Below are 22,469 nucleotides of genomic sequence, written 5' to 3' on the forward strand. Positions count from 1 at the left end.
TAACCTTTTTCAGTGACTAACTTAACGGCATCTTGTTTAAACTCTAATGTGAATTTAGGATTGGGGCGCTTTGTTTGATTATTCATGTTCACCTCTTATGACATTATAAATCTGTCTCTAGAAGTGTCCGGTTTAATTAAATCATTACATTATTATGGGCATGTGTTACGCCTCATCGTTGTACGCCTGGCGTTGTAACTGCTGGTTGTCCTTCTGAATGCCCTCCAGCTGTACCCGTATCTTGCGCATCTGGACTACAATTATTACAAGGCAACGAGTATTGTCTTGGGACACCTCCTTTACCTGGAAATTACTGTTTAGCTGATGACTACGAGCCACCAAGTGACCAAACCTGTGCTAACGGTACTGTTGTTGTTCCTCCTGCCACTTGTCCAGACCCTGTTTGTTTACCACCACAAACATTAAATAATCATACTTGCTCTTTACCTTCTGACCCTATATGTGTATCACCTCAAATTTTAACGAATCATGTTTGCATAGTCCCTTCCGAAACATGTGTCCCTGGCACTCCATCATGTACAAAACCAGACCCGAATAATCCGGTAACTCCAACAAATCCCACGCCTGGAACTCCATGTATTCCTGGTTCTGTGAATTGTTCAGATTCAACTCCTCCGCCTGTAACTTGTAAGCCTGGAACTTCCGGCTGCACGATAGCAGACCCAAACAATCCTAATACGCCTGGTGTGCCCTGTTTGGCTGGCTCAAAAAATTGTACGGGTACTGCTCCTATTCCCTGTGACCCTTTGACTACTAACTGTTCAGGTGATGGGGCTAAAGAATCTACATTACAAAAACTTTTAGATGGTACGTCGAAAACAAAATCTGTTGATGATAAAGCAGTCTTAGACCCAAACCTTGCATCACAAAAAGAACAATTAGCTAAGGCTGATTTAGATAGCCTTGTACTTACAATAAAAAATGAGTCCTCTACCTTTTTTACCCCAATAACATCAACTGACTCAGCTCTCCCAATAATAGACTATGGGATAATTAAAGGTGTTCATGTCCAGGTAGATTTTAATCGTTACATTGAGATTTTTAACACGATTGGTGCTGTTCTACTTTTCTTAGCCGCGGTTTATTCTATCGCCATTGTTTTAGGGTAATTTATGTCAGTTATTGTTGATATTGTTGACTCCATTGTTAATCTCGATGAAACAGTTACAAATTTTTTCCACACAGGTTTGTTTAAATTTATCGAAGATTTTATGGTTTGGCTAGGTTCTTGGGTAGTCGTTTTCGTTGTAAAAGCCAAAATCCAAGCACTTGGATTCGCATGGGCAGTTGCCAAGAATTTACTTTTAAGCCTTAACATTTCTACTCAGCTTCAAGGTTTCATGTCTTCTTTGCCTTTAACTTTACATTCATTTATAAATCTTTTTAAGATACCTGAGGCAATCAATTTGATAGTTTCAGCTTATTCAACGAGATTCGTACTACGTATTTTCTCTTAATGGCTATTGTTATTCATCACGGTGCGCCTGGGTCTTATAAGTCTTTTTGTCTTGTTCAGGACGTTGCGATTCCAGCTTTAATTGAGGGTAGGACTGTTGTTACTAATATACGGTCATTCACGCTCGATAAGGTTAATCAAAATTACCCTGATATAAACTTACCACCTGAAGCTTTTGTCTATCATATTGACTGTGATTCATCTGCTCGCAATCGTTTAATCATGGCCTCATTCTTTCATTGGCTTCCGTTTAAGGCTTGTTTGATAATCGACGAAGGTCAACGTATTTATCCTAATCGACGTGATTTTAAATTAGAATCTCTTGATACTTTTATCAGCCCTGATTCTTTTGATGTCGAATATCACTTCAAGACTACCGACCCAGATACTGGTTTACCTGTAACTTATTCCCGCCCTGAGGACGTTAAAATTGCTTTTGACATGCACCGACATTACCAGTGGGATGTTTACATCAGCACTCCTAATATTGCAAAAATCCACAAAGACATACGCGAGTCAACAGAATATGCTTATTACCACAAGTCTTTAGCTGGTAAAATTCCTTTTCTTTTTAAAAATCAATGGTATGAGTTTCAACATGACCCAGAAAGTAACGGAAAATCAAAGTCTCACATTATCGGCAGTCCTAATCGTAAAACCGCTAATCTCAAAGCATTTCAATGCTATTCTTCAACGATTACCGGAGAACATACGGAGTCTAAAGCTGGCAAGCCTATTTTTTCAGACCGTTCTGTCCGATTTAAGCTTTACACTATCTTGTTTATGCTCTTATCTTCGGGTTTCTTTATCTCCTACCGTGTTTTTTCTTCGTCAGACACTCAAAACAACAATGATAGTACTGTTAACATCCCTAAAAACATTATTAACACCGTTAGTATGGATAATCAAAGCCATCATCATACGTCTAGTCCTCCTTTGCCTTTGCCTAATCGCAATAACACAGGGATTAATTCATCTACTGCCTTTGATTACCACTTAAATTCAATAGCTACATTTGATGACGTTGATTTCAATAAAACAACAATCCTTATCTTTAAGGATGATAATCTCTCAACAATCAATGCTTCAAAGTTACTACAATTAGGCTATCGAATTACACTACTAAAGCATTGCTTTGCTTCTTTTCAAAATCCATTAGGTGAGCGAATAGACCTTACATGTGAGCCTCAATTACCGGTTACTTGCACAACTATTGTTAAAACACCAAAACTACACCTTTCACGCGACTGTAGTATATTTCACCTAGATTCAATTGTTGATAACAAGGAAACTCCTGGCTTCTAGTTTTCATCTATTGCGTTGGAGGAGTGACGCGAAGCGTTTAGCGTAGCGGAACGACGACTAAGCAATCAGTCTTTTGCTTTTAAATTAAAACAAGTGGGCAAGTCCTTCGGTTATGCGCCACACCGTTGAAGTGTCAGTATCTGAGTGAATGTAAACTCAAATCTTCGCCCCTAAAAGACTGCTTTTAAAAAATCGAAGATAGCCGTTAGCTTAAGTATCACCAGCTTTTTTCCCCTGCACTGAGTTTCGCATAATGTATATTATGTTAAATTAATATTGATTTTCTTAAACACTTGTCCCGCCTACTGTAATACTATCAATCTTGATCGTCGGTTGACCAACACCAACAGGTACGCTTTGACCTTCTTTGCCGCAAGTACCCACGCCGCTGTCGAGCTGAAGATCGTTACCGACCATAGATACTTTGGTCAACACATCAGGCCCGTTACCGATCAAGGTTGCACCTTTGACTGGACGGGTAATTTTGCCGTTTTCGATGAGATAAGCTTCACTGGCAGAAAACACGAATTTGCCCGAGGTAATATCCACCTGACCACCCGCAAAATTCTTAGCGTATAAGCCTTTTTTGACGGATTTGATGATGTCTTCAGGATTGTCTTTGCCTGGTAACATGTAGGTATTGGTCATGCGTGGCATTGGCATGTGTGCATAAGATTCACGCCTGCCGTTGCCTGTTGGCTTTACGCCCATCAAACGGGCATTGAGCTTATCCTGCATGTAACCTTTAAGAATGCCGTTTTCAATCAAGACGGTGTTTTCTGTTGGCGTACCTTCGTCGTCGATGCTTAATGAACCGCGCCGATTTTGCAAAGTACCGTCATCGACAACTGTACATAAATCAGAAGCAACACGCTCACCAACGCGACCGCTGAATGCTGATGTGCCTTTACGGTTAAAATCCCCTTCCAGCCCGTGCCCTATGGCTTCGTGCAGCAAAATTCCCGGCCAACCTGGACCTAATACCACTGCCATATTTCCAGCGGGGGCTTCTCCGGCTTCAAGGTTAATCAATGCTTGCCGAACGGCTTCACGGCCATAACCTAATGCAGTATCTTCATCTATAAAATAGCTGTAATCGGTACGACTACCACCACCCATACTACCTTGTTCGCGTTTGCCGTTTTCTACGACGATGACAGACACATTCATCCGCACTAAAGGCCGCACATCGGCAGCGAGCGAGCCATCCTGACTGGCAACCAGAATGCTTTCATGCACACCCACCATGCTAACAATGACTTCTTCAATCCGGCTATCTAGCTTGCGGGTTTCGGTATCGACTTTACGCAGTAAGTCTATTTTTTCTTGATCGCCCAGTGATTTTAAGGGGTTCGCCATCGCATAATAACGCGGCCAATTGCTTGTTTTAGGCAACCCGACTTGTGCTTCTTGACCCAGCCTTACGATGGCTTTGACGTTATTGGCCGCTTCCAGCAACACGGGTAATTCAATGCGGTCGCTGTAAGCAAAGCCGGTTTTTTCACCCGCCACTGCCCTTACCCCAGCACCTTGCTCAATATTATGGCTGCCTTCTTTGATAATGCCGCCTTCCATAATCCAAGATTCTGAATGGCTGGTCTGAAAGTAAATATCGGCAGCATCGACAGGCACACTAAGAAGCTTAGTCATGATTTTTTGAATATCGCTGTCCTGCATTCCAGTAGGAGCGAGAATGGTTTGTCGAGCTTGGGCTAATAGTTCCATCTAATCAATAAGTTTGGGTAATATGAGAGTTGTGTATTAAGCTGAGACTTGACTTGCATGATAACGTTCATTCATCTTTCAAGTCATCGTGCAGGGTGTCATACAATAATTCGATAAGTTTTGTTGACTGATCTTGAGAAGTCTCGTCACCTGCATTTTTAGGGTTTGCCGAGTCAGTTTGCTCGTCCTTGATTGCCAAGCTTGCTGTAACGCTGGTTTCTTCACCTTGAGCTTCAATTTTTAGTAAATAAGTCGGTTGATTGCGTTCATCACCAAAGTACGAGCTAGCTTTACCAAAAAAACCGGTATTGTATGCAATATAATAAAAACCTTTGCTGCGGTCTTGGTCTGTTACCTTAAGGTCGTTATGTTGAATGGCACGATTTAAAATACTCCACACTTCATCGAAGCTGCGTTTGATTTTAAATTCCGTAGTTGAGCCTTCAATCATATAAACATCGGACTTGAGACCTTTGCCATGTCGTCTTACGGGTGCTTCTACCTCGTTGGCTGCAACTTGCTCCGCAGTTTGCTTGTTGATAGGCAATTCGGGTGGTCTTTCGAGATTGGCATTATCCTTATAACGACCACTATCCGTTGTGCTACAGGCTAATAACGATAAGGTAAGTAGCAGAATTAATAGGGTTTTCGGCATATTATTCACAGTTAAACCGGCGATGATTAAGTACAGGAAAAGCACTACGCACTTTAGTCAACTTTTCAAGATCAATATCCGAAGCGACAAAACCTGCACCCGTTTTATAGCAATCCAATACCATGCCCCACGGATCAATAATCATGCTATGCCCGTAGGTTTTACGTCCATTGAGGTGAAAACCGCCTTGGTTAGGCGCTATGACGTAACATAGATTTTCTATGGCACGGGCGCGTAGCAGCACTTCCCAATGCGCCGATCCGGTCTTGGCGGTAAATGCTGATGGAATCACCAAGATTTCCATACCTTGCATCACCATTTTACGGAAAACCTCTGGAAAGCGCAGATCGTAACAGACAGCAATACCCAGCTTGCCAAACGGCGTATCCATTACAACGGCTTGGTCGCCTCGTTCTATGCTGTCAGATTCTCGATAAACTTCATCCGTGCCTGGTACATTAACATCGAAGAGATGGATTTTGTCATAACGTCCAACCCGTTCGCCCAGATCGTTATAAATAACACAAGCGGCACGGACTTTATTGTCATCATTACCGGCAATAGGAATGGTGCCTCCAATCAGCCAGACGGCATATTTTTTTGCAGTTGCCGATAAAAATTTTTGGATAGGTCCAGTGCCATCAACTTCCTTGATCCTGATCTTATCTATTTCCCTATCACCCATCATGGCAAAGTTTTCTGGCAACGCAACCAGTTTTGCACCCGTTTTGACCGCTTCAGCAATCAGCTTTTCGGCTTCCAACAGGTTTGAGCTTACGCTAGGCCCTGATGCCATTTGAATGGCTGCACACTTATTCATATTGCGTTCTCATTATTTTGGTTTTTCGTCTTCTGCCCACGGGAAGTCGGTAATACTGTTCCAGGTTTTTTGAAACAACCCGTCATTTTCGTGCAACGAACTGATTTTGACATCGTCCCAGCCGCCCTTCACCAAATATTGCGTTCCGAAGAAAAAACCTTCCTGGTCTTTTCCGGTTAAAGACTTGCCAAGCAAAGCGGCTACCTTTCCCATAATTGTACCAGCAATAGGAACGGCATCTAAACTTTTGGGTACGACTTTAATAACGTGGTCAACGGTTTGTTTGACTAGATCGGTATCGCCAGTAATGGTAATTTTGGCAGGCACGGCATCAATGAATAAGTTTTGGGTTGTGGCTTTACCATTCAGTAGATCAAAGTGTCCCTTGATGCTATTGAAAGTCAAGCCTTCTTCATAAATATCGCTGAAATCCAGTTGTAAGCGTTTAATCCATTGTGCGACTGCCAGGATACCTAAAACGCGACCAAAACCAGTGTCAATACTCAAGATGCGACCATTTTTAAGGTTAACATCCATATCCCCTCGCAAATCCGGCAAGGTCATTTGCCAGGGTGGTGCATTCCAATTGAATTTAAAATCAATTACCCCGCTGGTATCACTTAAGTCTTTGGTAATATTGAGCTTATCAAATAATTGATCTGCCCTTTTCATATTAAGACGACCGGCAAGATGGGTTATCGATGTTATGCCATTGTCTTTCCAACTCCCCATCGAGGTCAGCTTTTCATCAGTGCCTTCTAAATCCAAGTGTTTGATAATCATGCCTTTCGGTGTACGTTTTGTTTCCAGCGTCAATTGCCCCAGATTTTCAGACTGCCATAAGGTTTTTTTACTGTGGATATTAAGCAGGGGTTTGAGTCCAACACCCGTTGTAGATGTGTTTTTATACGTGAATTGCTTTAAGGCAGACAGATTTAGCACGTCCATATCCAGAATAATAGGATTAGCACCCTGAGTATTCGTCGGTAACTGAAATGTTCCTTTCGCTAGAGTGCTATCAATCTCGCCAGCCCAAAAATCTGGGCTGCGTTTTAAGGCAAGATCAAACGCTCCCAGGCGGGTTTTCCCCCACAGTGCCGACGAGCTGCTAATTTTTATTTCACTAATTTCGAGGTTGGCATTGCTGGCTTGTTGTTGAGTCGCCGCTAAATCCAGCCAATCCTGCAACGGCAGTTGCTCGCGATTTATTTCCAGTTTTATACCAGAAGCTACGCGTTGCCTCGCCTCGCCCATGCCGATTAACACATGCCCAGAATTGATTTTCTGCTCTTTAGTATTAAGGCTAATGGCGGCTTTTAACTCATTGTTGTAATTCAATTCTAGTGGCATTGCCAGTTCGTTACTTAGGAGGAGCGTCAATGTTGTGAGTTTTTTTTCAGCTTTGGTTTTCGATAATGTGCCTGGAAGCTGTAATGCCACACCTTCCAGGGTTGATTTAACGCTCACTTGGATAGGCTTATTGTCTGCATTTGTGCTGGGTATTTGTAGTTGAAGTTGATAGCCGCCCTCACCCTCTGCCGTTTGTGATCCAGACCAAGCAAACAAATTTTCTATGTCGCTAACTGTTGCCTTACCGTCCACGTTAATCAATGTTTGCTGATCTTCTTGAGAAACATTGATTTTAATAGGATGCCCTAACGCAACTGCTTGAATACTCTCACCATAAATTCCTAGCTTATTAAATTTTAAATCACCTCTTATGTTATTGGTTTTTAGTTTCAGTCGATTAACGGTTAATTGGGCGTTATTTAGTTGAACATTGCCATCGACTTTAATTTCGTGTCCTGGACGCAAAGGTATCGTTAAATCAAGCGTCGCCTTGCTCGTTCCTTGTAGCGTAGTTTGTGTTGTTACTGGAGTTACACGACTTGCCAAAGGTGATTGTTGCAACACAGCCAGCATTTGATTAATATCGCCCTGCCCTGCTCCTTTGATGGTTAATTGCTCATCAACACCAAGATTGGAAATCAACATATCGGTTTTGTTGATGTCTACCTTGCCAATTTGACCGCGATTAAATGTGCCTTTAATGCTGTTTTGTGCAAATAACAGTTGACCATTTATGCCTGAAATGTGCTGCCATTCGGGATGAAAATTTAGTTCAACCTGTTCGAGGTCTAGTTTGGCTTCAAATATGCCAGTGCCATTGGTGAATGGAAAATCACTCGACTTGCCATAGAATAATAAATCGCCTTTTGTTACCTGTCCCGCGACAAACGCGTTGCTCAGCCAAGTTTTCAGCTTATCTTTCATGATTTGCGTGGGCAGATAAGCAGCAATTTGGCGTAAATCATTGCTATTGAATGCGGTTTGAAGGTCGATAAACGGTTTTTCTTCGGTTTTTGGGAGACGAACAAATAAGCGGCTTTCGCTCTGAAATGCCGGACAAATAAATGCAATTGATGGGCTGGAAAACGCCCAATGATCTTCAGTTTGTTGCCACGCTAGAATACCGTTGAGCTGATTAAACAATAAGGGCTTGCTGAATAAATTAGTTGCTTTAATGCGGACTTCTTGAGCAGTTAATTCGATTTTGCCTAATGCGTCGCTACCCTTTACCTGTCCGCTGATATTTTCAATGCCTGGATACGAAATCCCTGGCGAAGTCATTACAGGGTCAATACTTAACGAATCGAACCAACCTGCTACGGCTACACTTTTTTGATTGGGTTCAGCGTATACAGAAAAATCCCTTAGCAACCCGTTAACATGGGATTGATTCAAATTCTGCACTTGTTGTTCAGTTAAGGGTGAAAAAAACTGTAATAACGTCGATATTTCTGCCAGATCCAGTTGCTTGGCGTACATTTTAAGCTTTTGAAATTCAACATCGCCAGCGATATTAACAATAGCATCCGGCCATTTTTTACTGGGTTTTTTGCTGGCTTCTGTTGATTCCAGCAAAAAACGCTTGATGTCTAATTGCCATTCATTCGCTTTTATCTGTGCGTTAAATTGGGTGTCCAGATGATTAACCGGAAAACTGCCTTTACCTTGACGTGCAAATGTAGTCTGCCGTAACTGCAAATCACCCGTAACTGAGATCAATTGTGCTTGTTGCCACTGACTCCAGACCTTAAAGTCGGCTGAACCCGTCGTCATGCTGATGTCGAAGGGCAAATAGTTGGATGCAAACTCGTGAAGCTTGGTGTTTTTACCTTCAACAAAGAGCTTGCCTTTAATGTCTGATGGTTTATCTGCTACGCCTTCAAAATCCACAGCTACTTTTAACGCATCGCCGTATTTTTCCGGTAGCTTAGTCAATATATTGATGCGATGATGTTTGCCATTGTTCATCACTGCCAGATTAACTGCATCCAGTACTAAAGGTACTCCACCTTTTTGCTGATCTTGCCATGTGATGTGGCTTTGTAATATCTCGTATTGCCGTCCTTGGAGCAACCAAATCGGCTGTCCGTTGCCTGCCTTTAAGCCCTCAATGGCAATTTGTCCATCTTGTTTCCGAATGACTGAAAGTCTTGCACCTACCAAGGTAATCCAGGACGATGACAACATATCGCGGCTAAATAAAAATTCACCCAAGTTGATACCTAAACGAATTTCTTCAAGCTGAATACTGGACTTTTCTGTGGCTAAAATCGAAGCAATTGTGATGTCTTTTAATACCAATTCGGGACTAACGCCACGCATCTTCGCACCCAAACTCCCCAACTTTACTGGCGCACCGATTAGCAGGCTGATACGGTTTTCTAAATTAGATTTATAGCTTTCAACACCTATTAAGGCTAGTCGCACACCGCTAAGGGTGAACGCCACTATCAACAATGACCAAAAAATTAGATGCCGAGTTGCCCGTTTAACGTGATGAATCATGACGATTAGTTATTGGTAGCCATTGGTAATCGACAAGACCGCTCGTCCTGAGCATGTCGAAGGAAGCATGTGGAGGGTCATTATCAACGACTGCTTTAGAGCAGCACCACATCATACTGTTCTTGATTATATTCAGATTCAGCTCTGAATTTTATCTGAACACCCAAAAATGACTCCAATTCAGCTAACATATCCGCCTCTTCATCAAGCAACATCTCGACAACGCTATTTGATGCCAGCACCAGCAACTTCTGTACCTTGTATTGCCTGACTTCGCGGATAATTTCGCGGAATATTTCCAGGCACATCGATTCTGAGGTTTTTAGCACGCCGCGCCCACCACAGGCACTGCACGGTTCACAAAGTATATGCTCAAGGCTTTCCCGCGTCCGTTTGCGGGTCATTTCAACTAAGCCCAGTATGGATACCTCGGTAATTTTAGTTTTTGCGCGGTCTTTTTCCAGGCACCGCTCTAACGCTTGCAACACTTGTTTCTTGTGGTCATCACTCTGCATATCGATAAAATCAATGATGATAATACCACCCAGATTCCTTAACCTGAGCTGCCGTGAAATCGTCTGAGCTGCTTCAAGGTTGGTCTTGAAGATGGTTTCCTCCAGGTTTTTGCCACCGACATAACCGCCGGTATTGACATCCACCGTGGTCATCGACTCAGTTTGGTCGAATACCAAATGCCCACCTGATTTCAGACTGACCTTGCGATCCAAGGCTTTTTGGATTTCATCTTCAACATTGTAAATGTCAAATAAGGGGCCTTCGCCCGTATAGTGTTCAACGACCGGCACTATCTCAGGTACGAATATTTCTGCGAACTCAATCAAACGATGGTAAGTTTCTCTCGAATCAACTCTAACCCGTTCAATGCCTTCCTTGTATAAATCCCTTAAAGTTCTAATACTTAGCGGTAAATCTTTATGAATGAATTCCTTAGTTTTTGCCCCTGCAATCTTTGCGGATATGGATTCCCACAGCTTTAATAAAAACGTCATATCCGCAATCAAAACCGCTTCTTCTACACATTCTGCTGCTGTCCTGGCTATAAAGCCTCCGCATTTGTACTGTTTTCTAAACGCTTCCAAGCAAGTTTTTAAACGGGTACGTTCCTCATCGCATTCAATGCGCTGGGACACGCCGGAATTGCTAGAATAAGGCATATAGACTTGAAATCGGGAAGGAATTGAAAGTTCCGTCGTAATTCTCGGCCCTTTTGTGCCTAAAGGGTCTTTGACGACTTGAACAACAATGTGTTGACCTTGATGCAGATAAGCTTCGATATTTTCTGAGCCTTTTTTTTCCAAATCCCTGGAACATAAATCAGACAGATGTAAGAACGCCGCCCTATCCAGCCCAATATCGACAAATGCCGCTTGCATCCCTGGCAGTACCCGGCACACTTCGCCTTTATAAATATTGCCGACCAAGCCCCGACTGCGGCTGCGTTCGATGATAAGCTCTTGTAATACGCCGTTTTCAATGACAGCTACACGGGTTTCCGGCGGCGTAACATTGATCAAAATTTCTTCACTCATATAACAAATGGATTCCTTGCTTTGCCAAAAGTTCTGCGGTTTCAAATAATGGCAAGCCCATTACACCTGAATAACTGCCATTAATCGACGCTACAAATAGGCTGGCCTGACCTTGGATGGCATAGCCTCCTGCCTTATCGGAAGGTTCTCCAGTGTTCCAATAGGCAAGTATTTCGACCTCCGTAAGATTTCTAAATGTTACGTCAGTGATACTTACCGCTTGCCAGTGTTGTGTGCCGCGCAATGAAAGTGCTGTATAAACTTGATGAGTTCGTCCTGATAACAACGATAGCATCGTTATTCCGTCTTTCTGATCTTTGGGCTTACCCAAAATTCTATTATCTATAACGACAGCGGTATCTGCCGCCAGGACCGGCAAATCTGAATTAAGTATAGCCGCAGACTTGGTGTTTAATGTGGCTGCACAAAGGGCAGATTTTTCAGATGCTATTCGTTGCACATACGCCAACGGCTGCTCATTCGGTAAAGGTGTTTCGTCGAGATCAACCGGATGGATGAGCACAGTTACGTTGATTTGTGCCAGCAATTCTTTGCGCCGTGGCGAGGCGGAGGCCAGGATGATTTGCGCTGACATTAGCGATGATAAGGGTGATTATGCAGAATGCTCCAAGCACGGTAAAGTTGTTCTGCGACAATAATCCGTACCAAGGGATGCGGAAAAGTAAGCGGCGATAAGCTCCAATACTCCCCTGCCCTAGATTTGGCGGAATCTGCCAAGCCGTCCGGGCCACCGATCAACAAGGCGATATTTTTGCCACTTTCTAACCAACGCTGCAATGCTTGCGCTAGTTCCGACGTAGTCATTGATTTGCCAGACAAATCCAACGCAACAATATGTGAACCAACAGGGATTGCCGCATTCATTCGCTCACCTTCTTCTTTTATTATTCTTGGCACATCGCAGTTTTTGCCCCGTTGTGCGAGTGGAATCTCCCTTAGCAATAACTCGCATTCTCGTGGCAGACGTTTGGCGTAGTCATCATAGCCCGTCTTCACCCAGGACGGCATTCGATTACCTACCGAAATCAGTTGTATTTGCATGATGGCAGGATACAGCCTACTCCCTTATGATGCAACGCAGGTACGAGTATTTAAACAGCAAGACTTTTTTGTAATACCTTTTTATTCTGTACTAGCCATGCCTGCTCTTGGTTCCAACCACACTTGTAAAAAATCCAGGAATGCCCTTACTTTGGCTGACAAATACCGCCTGTGGGGATAAACCGCATGAATGTCTAATGGCGGGAGCAGATAATTATCCAACACCACTTTAAGCGCACCTTTTTCAATATCACCACCGACGATATAAGTAGGCAGCATAACTAGACCCAAGCCGTTAAGTGCAGAGATGCGGATCGAGTGAGCGGCATTAGACTGCACTCGCCCAGAAACGGTAATTATTTTTAACCCTGATTCTGTCCTGAACTGCCATTTATGCCGTGGCGCAATCGCCCAATTGACCAAGCAGCTATGGTCAGTCAAATCCTCCGGCGTTTTTGGAATTCCGTATTTATCCAAATATTCAGGTGATGCACAAACAACTAACGGCGAAGTCGCCAACTTTCTGGCGACCATGCTGGTATCATCCAACGCACCTAAATAGATAGCGATATCAATACCTTCGTCAATCAAGTCGCCAGGACTGCCTTGCAAAACAATATCAATCTTGAGGTCTGTATGAATTTTCAGAAATTCGACGACTGCACGCGTAATATGCGTTGCGCCGATAACAGGCGGCGCACTTATTTTTAAGATGCCTCTGGGTTCGGTCTGTAAGTGGGTGACGGCGGCTTCCATTTCTTCAATATCGAGCAGCACTTGCTGGCAGCGTTCAAGATAAGACGCACCAACGTCGGTCAAATTCAGGCTACGTGTCGTCCGGTTAAACAACCTAGATCCTAGCGATCCTTCAAGCTGCATGATGTGCTTGGTCGCCATCGCCCTGGATATACCCAGCTCGCGCGCACCTCCAGCAAAACTTCCGGCTTTCGCTACGCGCACAAAAACGGTCATGCCAGTTAGTTTGTCCATAGATGATCCTGCTCTCAGCAATAAAGTGAAGAAAAATTTCTATTGTTAACATTAATAAAACTATATTAGTATTATTAAGTAGCTTGTCAACGATTAAGAAACTTTCTCCAGATACTGCACCATCAATTGCACGTTACGCTGCCCCCTGAATTCATTAACATCCAATTTGTATGCGACATTGCAAACCCTAAGACCCAGCCATTGCTCAGGCTTATCGACAAAAAACGCGATGCCATCAAGCAATAGATCTCCGTTAGGCTTCCTCAAAACTAGCTTTAAATGTTGCTGCCCAACGATCCGCGCTTGAATAACGTCGAAATTTCCGTGAAACACAGGCTCTGGAAACTCTTGTCCCCACGTGGCAGCGGTTTGCAATAATTCGGCAAGTTCAAGTGTCATATCTTGTTCGGATAACTCGCCATCCGACCAGATTTTCTGTTCCAGATCGACGTTTGCCAGCCGTTTCCTGACCATTTCGTCAAATGCTAAAGCAAAAGCGGGATAATCGTGCATATTGATACTAAGCCCCGCTGCCATTGCGTGACCGCCAAACTTGCTCAACAGTTTAGGATGAATTGCAGCAATATCACTGAGTACATCGCGGATATGCACACCTGGAATTGACCGCGCCGAGCCTTTAATCAAGTCTTTTCCCGCAGGTGCAAACGCAATAACGGGGCGATGCAACTGGTCTTTGATGCGCGATGCCAAAATACCGATAACGCCTTGATGCCAGTTTTCATCAAACAGACAGACACCCGCAGGCAAATGGTGTTCATCCAACGCTTTCATTCTGCCCAATAATGCCAGAGCTTCGTGCTTCATTTGTCCTTCGATGTCTTTGCGGTCGTTATTCAGGTCGTCCAATTGCAATGCGATGGTTTTGGCAAGCGCGGGATCGTCCGTCAACAAACATTGGATACCCAAGGACATATCGTCCATACGACCTGCCGCATTCAATCTTGGCCCTAGGGCAAAGCCCAAATCTGCGGCAACCAGTGTAAGCGGATTTCTACCGGATATTTCAATCAGTGCTTGCAAGCCCGGATGACAACGCCCTGTGCGTATCCTCATCAAACCCTGATAAACCAATATCCGATTAACCTTGTCCAAAGCGACGACATCGGCGACCGTACCTAAGGCGACATAATCGAGCAATTGCGCCAGATTCGGCTCTGGTATTTTTTGTTGATCGAACCATTCCTGTTCCCGTAATCGGCTTCGTAATGCCAGCAATACATAAAACATTACGCCCACACCGGCTAGCGCCTTACTGGGGAAGGTATCTTGTGGGAGATTAGGATTCACAATCGCATCTGCGGCAGGCAATTCGTGTCCTGGCAGATGGTGATCGGTCACTAGGACTTTTATACCTGCGTCCTGTGCCGCTTTTACGCCGTCTATACTGGATATGCCATTATCGACGGTAATGATGACATCCGGCTTTTGCTGCTTGACCAACTCAACAATTTCCGGTGTCAGGCCGTAGCCGTATTCAAAACGGTTGGGGACGACAAATGTTACCTCCCCTGCCCCCAGTAATTGCAACCCTTTAATGGCGACAGCACAACTAGTCGCACCATCGGCATCGAAATCCGCGACGATGGTGATAAGCTGCTGGTCTTTAATAGCAGTTATCAAATGTGCCACCATGTTATCCATGCCTGACAACAACCACGGCGATGGCAACTTATCTAAGGTTCTATCCAGGTCATCGGTGGATTTGATTCCTCTAGCTGAAAATATGCGCTGTAATAAGGGATGGATGTCGTCAGACTTGCTTTTCGTGTTATCGACTGGGCGGACAACAATGGTTTTTTTTACGCCTTGGGAATACATAACAATGGGGAAGAATCCTATTCATTGTGGGTTAGCTAGATTAGCTCATACGCTCACTTGTCCCACAGTATATCTACTTAAGTGAATTTCGGGGCTTATCAGGAAACAAAAAATCACTAAAAAATCAAATGAAACGAGCGTCAAAAAATATGAAAGTGGCAATAAGTGCTTCAACAATACAGAATCTGTACCATAGGATGTTAGTGAGGAACGATGCACGTCCCATCATTCAGTACATCAATATCTCTGAATTATTTCTTTGGCTCAAATAATATATGCGCCATTTTCTTGGCCTTGGTCTTGAGATAACCTAGGTTATCTTTATGAGCGACGACTTCGATTGGAATCCGCTTAACCACGTTAATACCCAATTTTTTTAGAGAATCTATTTTTTTGGGGTTGTTGGTAATCAATTGTATGGACTTAATTTCTAAACTTTCCAGCATTAATGCGGCAACACTGTATTCCCGCTCATCGGCGAGATGACCTAGGTGGATATTAGCATCGACGGTATCCAAGCCTTTATCTTGTAAATTATAGGCTTGCAGCTTTTTCAGCAGACCGATGCCGCGCCCTTCTTGGCGTAAATAGATTAAAATTCCCGCGTTTGCTTCGCTAATCATTTGCATCGCCATATCAAGTTGCTCGCCGCAATCGCAGCGTCTTGAACCCAACACGTCGCCGGTAAAACATTCGGAATGAAGTCGTACTGGAATGTTTTCCTTATTGGCAACGTCACCTTTGACCAAGGCGATATGTTCCTTGTCGTCGATATTGTTGCTGTAATAGTGCAGGATAAATTCGCCATGCCGAGTGGGAATGGGTGTTTGTACTAAATCGTCTAGGTGTGGATTCACGGATTATGCTAGTCTGAAAACAGGGTGCTATTTTACCTAATATTTTAGGTAATCTTGGAAAATCATTTTTTTGCTTCAATCAGTTTGAGAATATCACCGCACCGCTCATCAATCCGTACCGTTGAAAAGGCACAGGCTTTGACATTCTTAACGGTATTCCTATTGATATTGACACCCAATAGTTTAACGACGATTGGATTGAGCATGTTCATTGCCCACGCAAACACGGGTTTTGAGCTAATAACATGTTCAAGTAGCAATACCTGCCCACCGGGTTTGCATACGCGATACAGTTCTTTTAAGCCTTTTATAGGTAAAGGTACCGAGCAAAACACAAAGGAAGCGATAACCGTATCGAAGCTATTGTCGGCATAAGGTAAGGATTGCACGTCCATCAAGACCAATTCTACTTGAATGTGCTTCCTATCTCTGGTTTGTGAAGCTTGTTTCAGCATTTTTGGACTGAAATCAATGGCGGTGATCCTTACATCTTTGGGGTAATAATCAAAGTTTTTACCGGTACCAACGCCGACTTCCAGAATGTGATGCCCTGTCGCTTTAACCCACAGCCTTGCTCGCCAAGGCTTAAAAAACAAACCCTCCATCGGTGCTTCAAGAAGATCAAAAAACGGTGCAATACGTTCATAGCGTTGCTTTATTATTGTGCTTTCAGGCTTCATAAATACTGTGGAGTTTAATATAATCATCATATTACAACGTCTGCTTGATTTTTATCAATGATAATATCTAACAGGCTATTGAATTAAAATAGTTTTTGGAATTTTTACTTACGATGAATCCGTTTGAACTTTTTACTTCACTAGGCCACCTAAAGTTGGCATTTATAATTAAAGGATACTTATGAAACTCCCGATGACTGGCGGCTGTTTATGTGGCAAGGTCAGATATGAAATTTTTGCACAACCGATTAGCACAGCGTTGTGTCATTGCCGAACCTGCCAAAAATCGGTAGGCGCACCGCATTTAGCCATCTTTATCGTACCTACATCTGGGTTTACCGTAACGGGTAACTATAAGGAATTTATCACTATTGCTGCCAGCGGTAACAATATGCATCGTGCTTTTTGCCCAGAGTGTGGCACATCATTGTTCGTAAAAAATGGTGGCTTTCCGCAGTTTAGACCGGTATCGGCGGTTACGCTCGATGATCCCAGTGCTTTCACGCCGGAAAAAGATATTTGGGTAGCAGATGCACAACCTTGGGATGTGATGAACCCTGAACTACCAAAATTTGAGGGAAATCCTTGGTAGTAGGCTATATTTAACACGAACTCTTTCGATAATACGGACACTTTATGCAACCTGAACTCAATACCATCAATATTGCACCCACTTCAACTCACACCTATTCAGTTATCTGGTTACATGGCTTGGGTGCGGACGGTCACGATTTTGAAAGCATTGTCCCCAGTTTGAATTTAACGGCGGAAGCGAATATCCATTTTATCTTTCCAAATGCGCCGATCAAATCCGTGACCATCAACAATCACATGAAAATGCGGGCTTGGTATGACATTTTGGCTATATCTTTGGAAGATCATACCGTCGATATTGCCGGAATTTATCAATCCGCAGAACTCGTTAATCAACTGATTCAAAAAGAAATTGATAAAGGTATACTGGCGAAAAATATTTTGCTGGCAGGATTTTCTCAAGGTGGGGTGATTGCCTTGCATGTCGGGCTTAGATATCCGCAAAAAATGGCCGGTGTTTTGGCACTTTCCACCTATTTGCCGACGATAGCGCAGCTAAGTTATGAAGCATCAATCCCCAGTAAGACAACGCCCATTTTTATGGCGCATGGCATTCTTGATGCCGTCGTGGCTATAGAGGCGGGAAAATCAACGTTTGATAAGTTATCAGCATTAGGTTATAGCATTGAATGGCATGATTATTTGATGGAACATTCCGTTTGTGGCGAAGAAATCGGTCATATTTCAGTTTTTATGAATTCGATTTTTGTTTAGTCTTCACCAAACGCTAATAGCATTCAATTATCAGCGGCTATAACGGTAAACACTGCTTGCCTTTGCATTACAAAGGCTACCACTCCTCCAAAGAATGGTAGATTAAAGATCATCTCGCTACCAACAATCTGATAGATGCTTAAGCTTAATAACCCTTTTATCAAACAGCTGGTTAGCAGTTTCCTGAATCTGGCTCCAATTCTTGCCGTGGTGTTGATTTTTCAGGTGCTGGTTATCCGGCAATCTATTCCTGATGTAATTAACTTAATCGTAGGTACACTCTTTGTTATTCTCGGACTCACTCTATTTATTCAAGGACTGGAACAAAGCCTGTTTCCGCTTGGCGAGTCGATGGCATACTCATTTGCCCGCAAAGGTAGTTTGCTCTGGCTATTGGCTTTTGCATTTTGCCTGGGTTTTGGCACTGCGGTTGCTGAACCAGCCTTGATTGCCGTTGCCGAAAAAGCGGCAAACATAGCCAGTACAGGCAATATTATTGAACAAACTCAAACAGCCAGGGATAGTTATGCTTTGGGGTTACGTATTACCGTCGCCCTGTCCGTTGGCTTTGCTATTTTAATTGGCGTATTTAGGATTATCCGTGGCTGGCCTGTGTATTACCCAGTTTTCTGCGCTTATGGCTGCGTGGCACTCATGACACCTTTTGCACCAGCAGAGATCATTGGCATAGCGTACGATGCTGGCGGAATCGCCACCTCGACCATTACCGTGCCGTTGGTGACGGCGTTAGGCGTAGGCCTTGCCACTGCCATTAAAGGCCGCAACCCGATGACTGACGGTTTCGGGCTGGTCGTCTTTGCATCATTGACTCCGATGGTTTTTGTCATGGCGTACGGAATGCTTATATGATTGAATGGCTCGTGCATTTTGCATTGAAGCTCCTGCAAACTTGCAGGGATATTCTGCCTATTGCCGCCACCATCATCGGTTTTCAGCTATTCGTTATTCGTCGCCCCCTACCCCACCTCAAAAAAACGCTGGTAGGTTTTTTGTATGTTTTACTGGGCATTGTGTTTTTTCTGGAAGGCCTGGACATGGCCTTATTTCCGCTGGGTAGCTTAATGGCATCTCAGTTGACCACGCCGGAGTTTTTAGGCATTAATCCACTCGCCCAAACCGTAATCTGGCAAACTTATATTTGGGTCTATGTTTTTGCCGCCAGCATTGGTTTTGCTACGGCATTAGCCGAACCTGCTTTGCTCGCTGTTGCCCTTAAAGCCGAAGAAATTTCCGGCGGCGCTATCCGTCCTTGGGGATTACGCATTGCGGTTGCCATTGGTGTTGGTTTTGGTTTAGCCTTGGGGACTTTCCGTATTGTCACAGGAACAGGGCTTTATTATTTTATAGTCGGTGGTTATGTCATCGTGATGATACAAACCCTGTTTGCACCTAAAATGATTATTGGGCTGGCTTATGACTCGGGTGGAGTGACGACATCCATGGTCACCGTGCCGCTGGTCACGGCATTAGGATTAGGTTTAGCCCAAGCAATACCTGGTCGTAACCCTGTATTGGATGGCTTTGGCTTAATTGCCTTTGCCAGCCTGTTTCCGATTATTGCCGTACTAGGTTACGCACAAATTGCCCATTGGCTGAATAAACGCAATCTTTCTTCAAAACATTAGAGAACGCTATGCACTTTAAATTAATCATTACCTTCGTCGAAGACGACAAGACTGATCTGGTGCTGGATACCGCCCGCGCTAATGGCGCAAAAGGCGCAACCGTCATCAACCATGCCCGTGGCGAGGGCATCAAGCAATCAAAAACCTTTTTCGGCCTGACCTTGGATACACAACGCGACGTATTGCTATTCCTGGTTGAAGAACGCCTCAGCCGCCATATCCTGGAAACCATCGCCAAGGCGGGCGAATTTGACAGCAAACCCGGCACGGGTATCGCTTTCCAAATTGACGTTGAAGACGCTATCGGCGTGATGCACCAGGTTGAAAAACTAACCGAAGAACTTGAGGATAAATTATGATCGAAAACCGCACTGTCATCCGAGTAAAGGATGTCATGAAAACCGATTTTGGCACGATAGACGGCATAGCTACCGTCGATGATGCGCTAAAAAAAATGAAATCCCTGAAAACAGCCGTCCTGATAGTCAACAAACGCCATGAGGATGATGAATACGGCTTGATTACGTCTGGGGATATTGCCCGGCACGTCCTGGCGAAAGACCGTGCGCCGGATCGGGTCAATGTCTATGAAATCATGAGCAAACCCGTTATTTCGGTGCATCCAGAGATGGACATCCGTTATTGTTCGCGTTTATTCGCCGATTATAATCTGGTTCGTGCGCCGGTCATCGAGAACCGCACGGTGGTCGGAATTGTCAGCCCGAATTCATTAGTTTTAGATGGTTTGTATAAAATCGTTCAATAGATAGCATCTAGCGAAAAATATCAGTACAATACCGCCCGATCAGAAATGGGATGTTGAATTCACGTATGACCGCTATAAATGGTTGCTCGGTTATCAATGTTGTCGTTCTGTGTTAACCGTTAGTTTTTAATTTAGGAGTTTTCATTATGGCCACAGGCACTGTAAAGTGGTTTAACAATACCAAAGGTTTTGGATTTATTGCCCCTTCTGAAGGTGGTGAGGATGTTTTTGTTCATCATTCTGTGATTCAGGGAGGAGGCTTCAAAACCTTGACCGAAGGGCAGTCCGTCAGTTTTGACATTGAAACCGGGCCAAAAGGCTTAACCGCCGCGAATGTTGTACCTAAATAAGCGACATCCCGTTTGAGCAAAAGGGCTTTGTGATTACTCACAAAGCCCTTTTTGTTTACCCTATCACTGTTACGATTTGTTACTTCAAGGGTCGCCCTTGAGCATCTTTGTCGATATGACCACCAAACAATAGCAGTGCGTCAACAAAGCTCCACAACAATATATAACCCGGTAAACCAGCTACTATGAGCAAAGCGGTGATTGAAAACTGGATAATAGCCAGTCGATAAAATCCTAAATATAGCCTATGTCCCCCTGCCCAACCAGTGATAATCGCTAACAAAATTGCAAGGTATTTGTACTTGACCGCCTCGCCCTTATTGAGATTAGCAACATAGAGGTTGATATTACAAGGTTTTACACCTCTGAGATCAAACGTCACTTGATCGCCTTGCTCAGGCGGTGCGCCTGCAATCCAATCACTTATCACAAATTGAAGCAACTCTTTACCGGTGCTTATTGCTCCAGCTTCGGTTTCAGGATCGTAACTTTGTATAACTCCTAGCACTTTTTTCCACCTTATCTTAAAAATGAAACCATTATACTTTTTTTTATCCCAAAAAATCAGTAGGACATTTCAATGTGATCTTGCCCAGAGTTCACGGACACTCCACTGAGCGACTTTTTTAGTTTCATTTTCTCCTTGTCCAAACGCAACGGGGCTGAGATAGCCCAGTTTAGAATGAGACCGCTTGCGATTGTAATACACTGGTATGGGGATACGTTCGGCATTAGCGGCGATTTGGTGGTTATAGCTGATCAAACAGCGTTTTTTGGCAGTGGCGGCAAAATCGGGTCAGCCACTTTATATTTTTGCCCGTACTCCCCTGCTAGCAAAAGTTTACTGGGTAATTGCACCTTAACCAGAGCTGACCTTGGATATTATGTTGGCTTACTGCCCAAGGCGGTACGCCTTCGTGATGACCAGCGATAATGACAACCAATTTTATAGGCGAGGTCTTGATGTCCATAATTAATACCAATCCCAAAAAGTTGCTATATAAACCCCTCATCCTGGCCTTCTCCTTTTGGAGAAGGTAACAATGAGAACTTATTGGGATGGTATAACACCACCAAATTACGATTTGTCCTATCCATTTTGGCAGTCTTTTGAGTAGCTGCTTTTTCGATTCCGCACTGGCAAATCATCACGCCAGCCTTGATTGCCGAAGCTGAAAACCAACGGATAGCTGTAGTAGCCTGCGAACATAATCCGTAAAACCTGCAAACATCCGCTTTTTCGGCTCGAATTATTTGAGAATATCCGCCTCATTCGACCCGAATTAATTGCGAATGAACCCACATTTTTTGCAAACAGCCTGCAAACATCGCCCAAGAACCACATTATTTGCGAACAAAAAATACAACCTATTCCAGTGAAAGCAGCCGCTGACAATGAACACATTTACTGGTTAGTTGAGCAGATCCAATTGTCGGTGTAATGATTTAATTAAACCGGACACTTCTAGAGACAGATTTATAATGTCATAAGAGGTGAACATGAATAATCAAACAAAGCGCCCCAATCCTAAATTCACATTAGAGTTTAAACAAGATGCCGTTAAGTTAGTCACTGAAAAAGGT

At 43.7% G+C, this 22,469-nt stretch carries 23 protein-coding genes; 10 read left to right on the forward strand and 13 right to left on the reverse strand.

Features of this window, described 5'->3' with window-relative positions; translation table 11 throughout:
* The first annotated feature begins 716 nt into the window (after positions 1–716).
* From AC1YY3_RS11085 to AC1YY3_RS11095, 3 genes are read left to right on the forward strand one after another with little or no spacing between them, the layout of a single operon-like run.
* On the forward strand, positions 717–1,130 hold the full coding sequence (locus AC1YY3_RS11085) for a hypothetical protein (RefSeq protein ID WP_482194478.1): 414 nt from the start codon (positions 717–719) through the stop codon (positions 1,128–1,130).
* Positions 1,131–1,133: 3 nt separating this feature from the next.
* Positions 1,134–1,478, forward strand: a complete 345-nt coding sequence (locus AC1YY3_RS11090; RefSeq protein ID WP_482194479.1) for a DUF2523 family protein — start codon at positions 1,134–1,136, stop codon at positions 1,476–1,478.
* Positions 1,478–2,782: a zonular occludens toxin family protein gene (locus tag AC1YY3_RS11095; RefSeq protein WP_482194480.1), complete on the forward strand. Its 1,305-nt coding sequence runs from the start codon at positions 1,478–1,480 to the stop codon at positions 2,780–2,782. Before AC1YY3_RS11090 ends, AC1YY3_RS11095 begins: the two co-directional genes overlap by 1 nt.
* Before the next feature lie 285 nt (positions 2,783–3,067).
* On the opposite strand, the gene tldD is transcribed toward AC1YY3_RS11095, so the two are convergent.
* The 11 genes from tldD to AC1YY3_RS11150 all read right to left on the reverse strand — a co-directional run bounded on the left by tldD (position 3,068) and on the right by AC1YY3_RS11150 (position 16,815).
* The gene (gene tldD, locus AC1YY3_RS11100) at positions 3,068–4,507 is read right to left on the reverse strand and encodes a metalloprotease TldD (protein ID WP_481824912.1); all 1,440 of its coding nucleotides are present in this window, start codon (positions 4,505–4,507) and stop codon (positions 3,068–3,070) included.
* Positions 4,508–4,574: 67 nt separating this feature from the next.
* On the reverse strand, positions 4,575–5,162 hold the full coding sequence (gene bamC, locus AC1YY3_RS11105; RefSeq protein ID WP_481824915.1) for an outer membrane protein assembly factor BamC: 588 nt from the start codon (positions 5,160–5,162) through the stop codon (positions 4,575–4,577).
* 1 nt (position 5,163) lies between these two features.
* Positions 5,164–5,982 carry a carbon-nitrogen hydrolase family protein gene (locus AC1YY3_RS11110; protein WP_481824911.1) on the reverse strand — a complete coding sequence of 273 codons (819 nt, stop codon included), beginning with the start codon at positions 5,980–5,982 and terminating at the stop codon, positions 5,164–5,166.
* 12 nt (positions 5,983–5,994) lie between these two features.
* Positions 5,995–9,837, reverse strand: a complete 3,843-nt coding sequence (locus AC1YY3_RS11115; protein ID WP_481824910.1) for a YhdP family protein — start codon at positions 9,835–9,837, stop codon at positions 5,995–5,997.
* Between the two features lie 95 nt (positions 9,838–9,932).
* Positions 9,933–11,387: a ribonuclease G gene (rng, locus tag AC1YY3_RS11120; protein ID WP_481824909.1), complete on the reverse strand. Its 1,455-nt coding sequence runs from the start codon at positions 11,385–11,387 to the stop codon at positions 9,933–9,935.
* Positions 11,380–11,982, reverse strand: a complete 603-nt coding sequence (locus tag AC1YY3_RS11125; protein WP_481824908.1) for a Maf family protein — start codon at positions 11,980–11,982, stop codon at positions 11,380–11,382. The genes rng and AC1YY3_RS11125 overlap by 8 nt, the downstream gene beginning before the upstream one ends.
* Positions 11,982–12,449 (reverse strand): 23S rRNA (pseudouridine(1915)-N(3))-methyltransferase RlmH, encoded by a 468-nt coding sequence (gene rlmH / locus AC1YY3_RS11130; RefSeq protein WP_481824907.1) that lies wholly within the window; start codon positions 12,447–12,449, stop codon positions 11,982–11,984. The genes AC1YY3_RS11125 and rlmH overlap by 1 nt, the downstream gene beginning before the upstream one ends.
* A gap of 81 nt (positions 12,450–12,530) precedes the next feature.
* The gene (locus tag AC1YY3_RS11135; RefSeq protein WP_481824906.1) at positions 12,531–13,439 is read right to left on the reverse strand and encodes a LysR family transcriptional regulator; all 909 of its coding nucleotides are present in this window, start codon (positions 13,437–13,439) and stop codon (positions 12,531–12,533) included.
* Between the two features lie 93 nt (positions 13,440–13,532).
* Positions 13,533–15,278 (reverse strand): single-stranded-DNA-specific exonuclease RecJ, encoded by a 1,746-nt coding sequence (recJ, locus tag AC1YY3_RS11140; RefSeq protein ID WP_481824905.1) that lies wholly within the window; start codon positions 15,276–15,278, stop codon positions 13,533–13,535.
* Positions 15,279–15,529: 251 nt separating this feature from the next.
* A complete protein-coding gene (gene ribA, locus AC1YY3_RS11145) occupies positions 15,530–16,135 on the reverse strand; it encodes a GTP cyclohydrolase II (protein ID WP_481824904.1) in 606 nt (201 codons plus the stop codon).
* A gap of 62 nt (positions 16,136–16,197) precedes the next feature.
* The gene (locus AC1YY3_RS11150) at positions 16,198–16,815 is read right to left on the reverse strand and encodes a class I SAM-dependent methyltransferase (RefSeq protein ID WP_481824914.1); all 618 of its coding nucleotides are present in this window, start codon (positions 16,813–16,815) and stop codon (positions 16,198–16,200) included.
* A gap of 181 nt (positions 16,816–16,996) precedes the next feature.
* Here AC1YY3_RS11150 and AC1YY3_RS11155 point away from each other — a divergent pair, with 181 nt between their 5' ends.
* The 7 genes from AC1YY3_RS11155 (at position 16,997) to AC1YY3_RS11185 (ending at position 20,885) form a co-directional block, all read left to right on the forward strand.
* Complete coding sequence (locus tag AC1YY3_RS11155) at positions 16,997–17,407, forward strand: GFA family protein (protein ID WP_481824903.1); 411 nt, start codon at positions 16,997–16,999, stop codon at positions 17,405–17,407.
* 44 nt (positions 17,408–17,451) lie between these two features.
* A complete protein-coding gene (locus AC1YY3_RS11160; RefSeq protein WP_481824902.1) occupies positions 17,452–18,123 on the forward strand; it encodes an alpha/beta hydrolase in 672 nt (223 codons plus the stop codon).
* A 135-nt stretch (positions 18,124–18,258) separates the two neighbouring features.
* Complete coding sequence (locus tag AC1YY3_RS11165) at positions 18,259–18,993, forward strand: DUF1538 family protein (protein WP_481824901.1); 735 nt, start codon at positions 18,259–18,261, stop codon at positions 18,991–18,993.
* Positions 18,990–19,769 (forward strand): DUF1538 domain-containing protein, encoded by a 780-nt coding sequence (locus AC1YY3_RS11170; protein WP_481824900.1) that lies wholly within the window; start codon positions 18,990–18,992, stop codon positions 19,767–19,769. Before AC1YY3_RS11165 ends, AC1YY3_RS11170 begins: the two co-directional genes overlap by 4 nt.
* Positions 19,770–19,777: 8 nt before the next feature.
* A complete protein-coding gene (locus AC1YY3_RS11175; RefSeq protein ID WP_481824899.1) occupies positions 19,778–20,128 on the forward strand; it encodes a P-II family nitrogen regulator in 351 nt (116 codons plus the stop codon).
* On the forward strand, positions 20,125–20,535 hold the full coding sequence (locus AC1YY3_RS11180) for a CBS domain-containing protein (RefSeq protein ID WP_481824898.1): 411 nt from the start codon (positions 20,125–20,127) through the stop codon (positions 20,533–20,535). Before AC1YY3_RS11175 ends, AC1YY3_RS11180 begins: the two co-directional genes overlap by 4 nt.
* Before the next feature lie 146 nt (positions 20,536–20,681).
* The gene (locus AC1YY3_RS11185; RefSeq protein WP_481824897.1) at positions 20,682–20,885 is read left to right on the forward strand and encodes a cold-shock protein; all 204 of its coding nucleotides are present in this window, start codon (positions 20,682–20,684) and stop codon (positions 20,883–20,885) included.
* Positions 20,886–20,964: 79 nt separating this feature from the next.
* Here the strand turns inward: AC1YY3_RS11185 and AC1YY3_RS11190 are convergent, their stop codons facing one another.
* Both AC1YY3_RS11190 and AC1YY3_RS11195 read right to left on the reverse strand, forming a co-directional pair.
* Positions 20,965–21,393 carry an NINE protein gene (locus AC1YY3_RS11190; RefSeq protein ID WP_481824896.1) on the reverse strand — a complete coding sequence of 143 codons (429 nt, stop codon included), beginning with the start codon at positions 21,391–21,393 and terminating at the stop codon, positions 20,965–20,967.
* 322 nt (positions 21,394–21,715) lie between these two features.
* Positions 21,716–21,898, reverse strand: a complete 183-nt coding sequence (locus tag AC1YY3_RS11195) for a hypothetical protein (RefSeq protein ID WP_481824895.1) — start codon at positions 21,896–21,898, stop codon at positions 21,716–21,718.
* Between the last annotated feature and the right edge of the window lie 571 nt (positions 21,899–22,469).

The sequence above is a fragment of the Methyloglobulus sp. genome, from assembly GCF_964779595.1.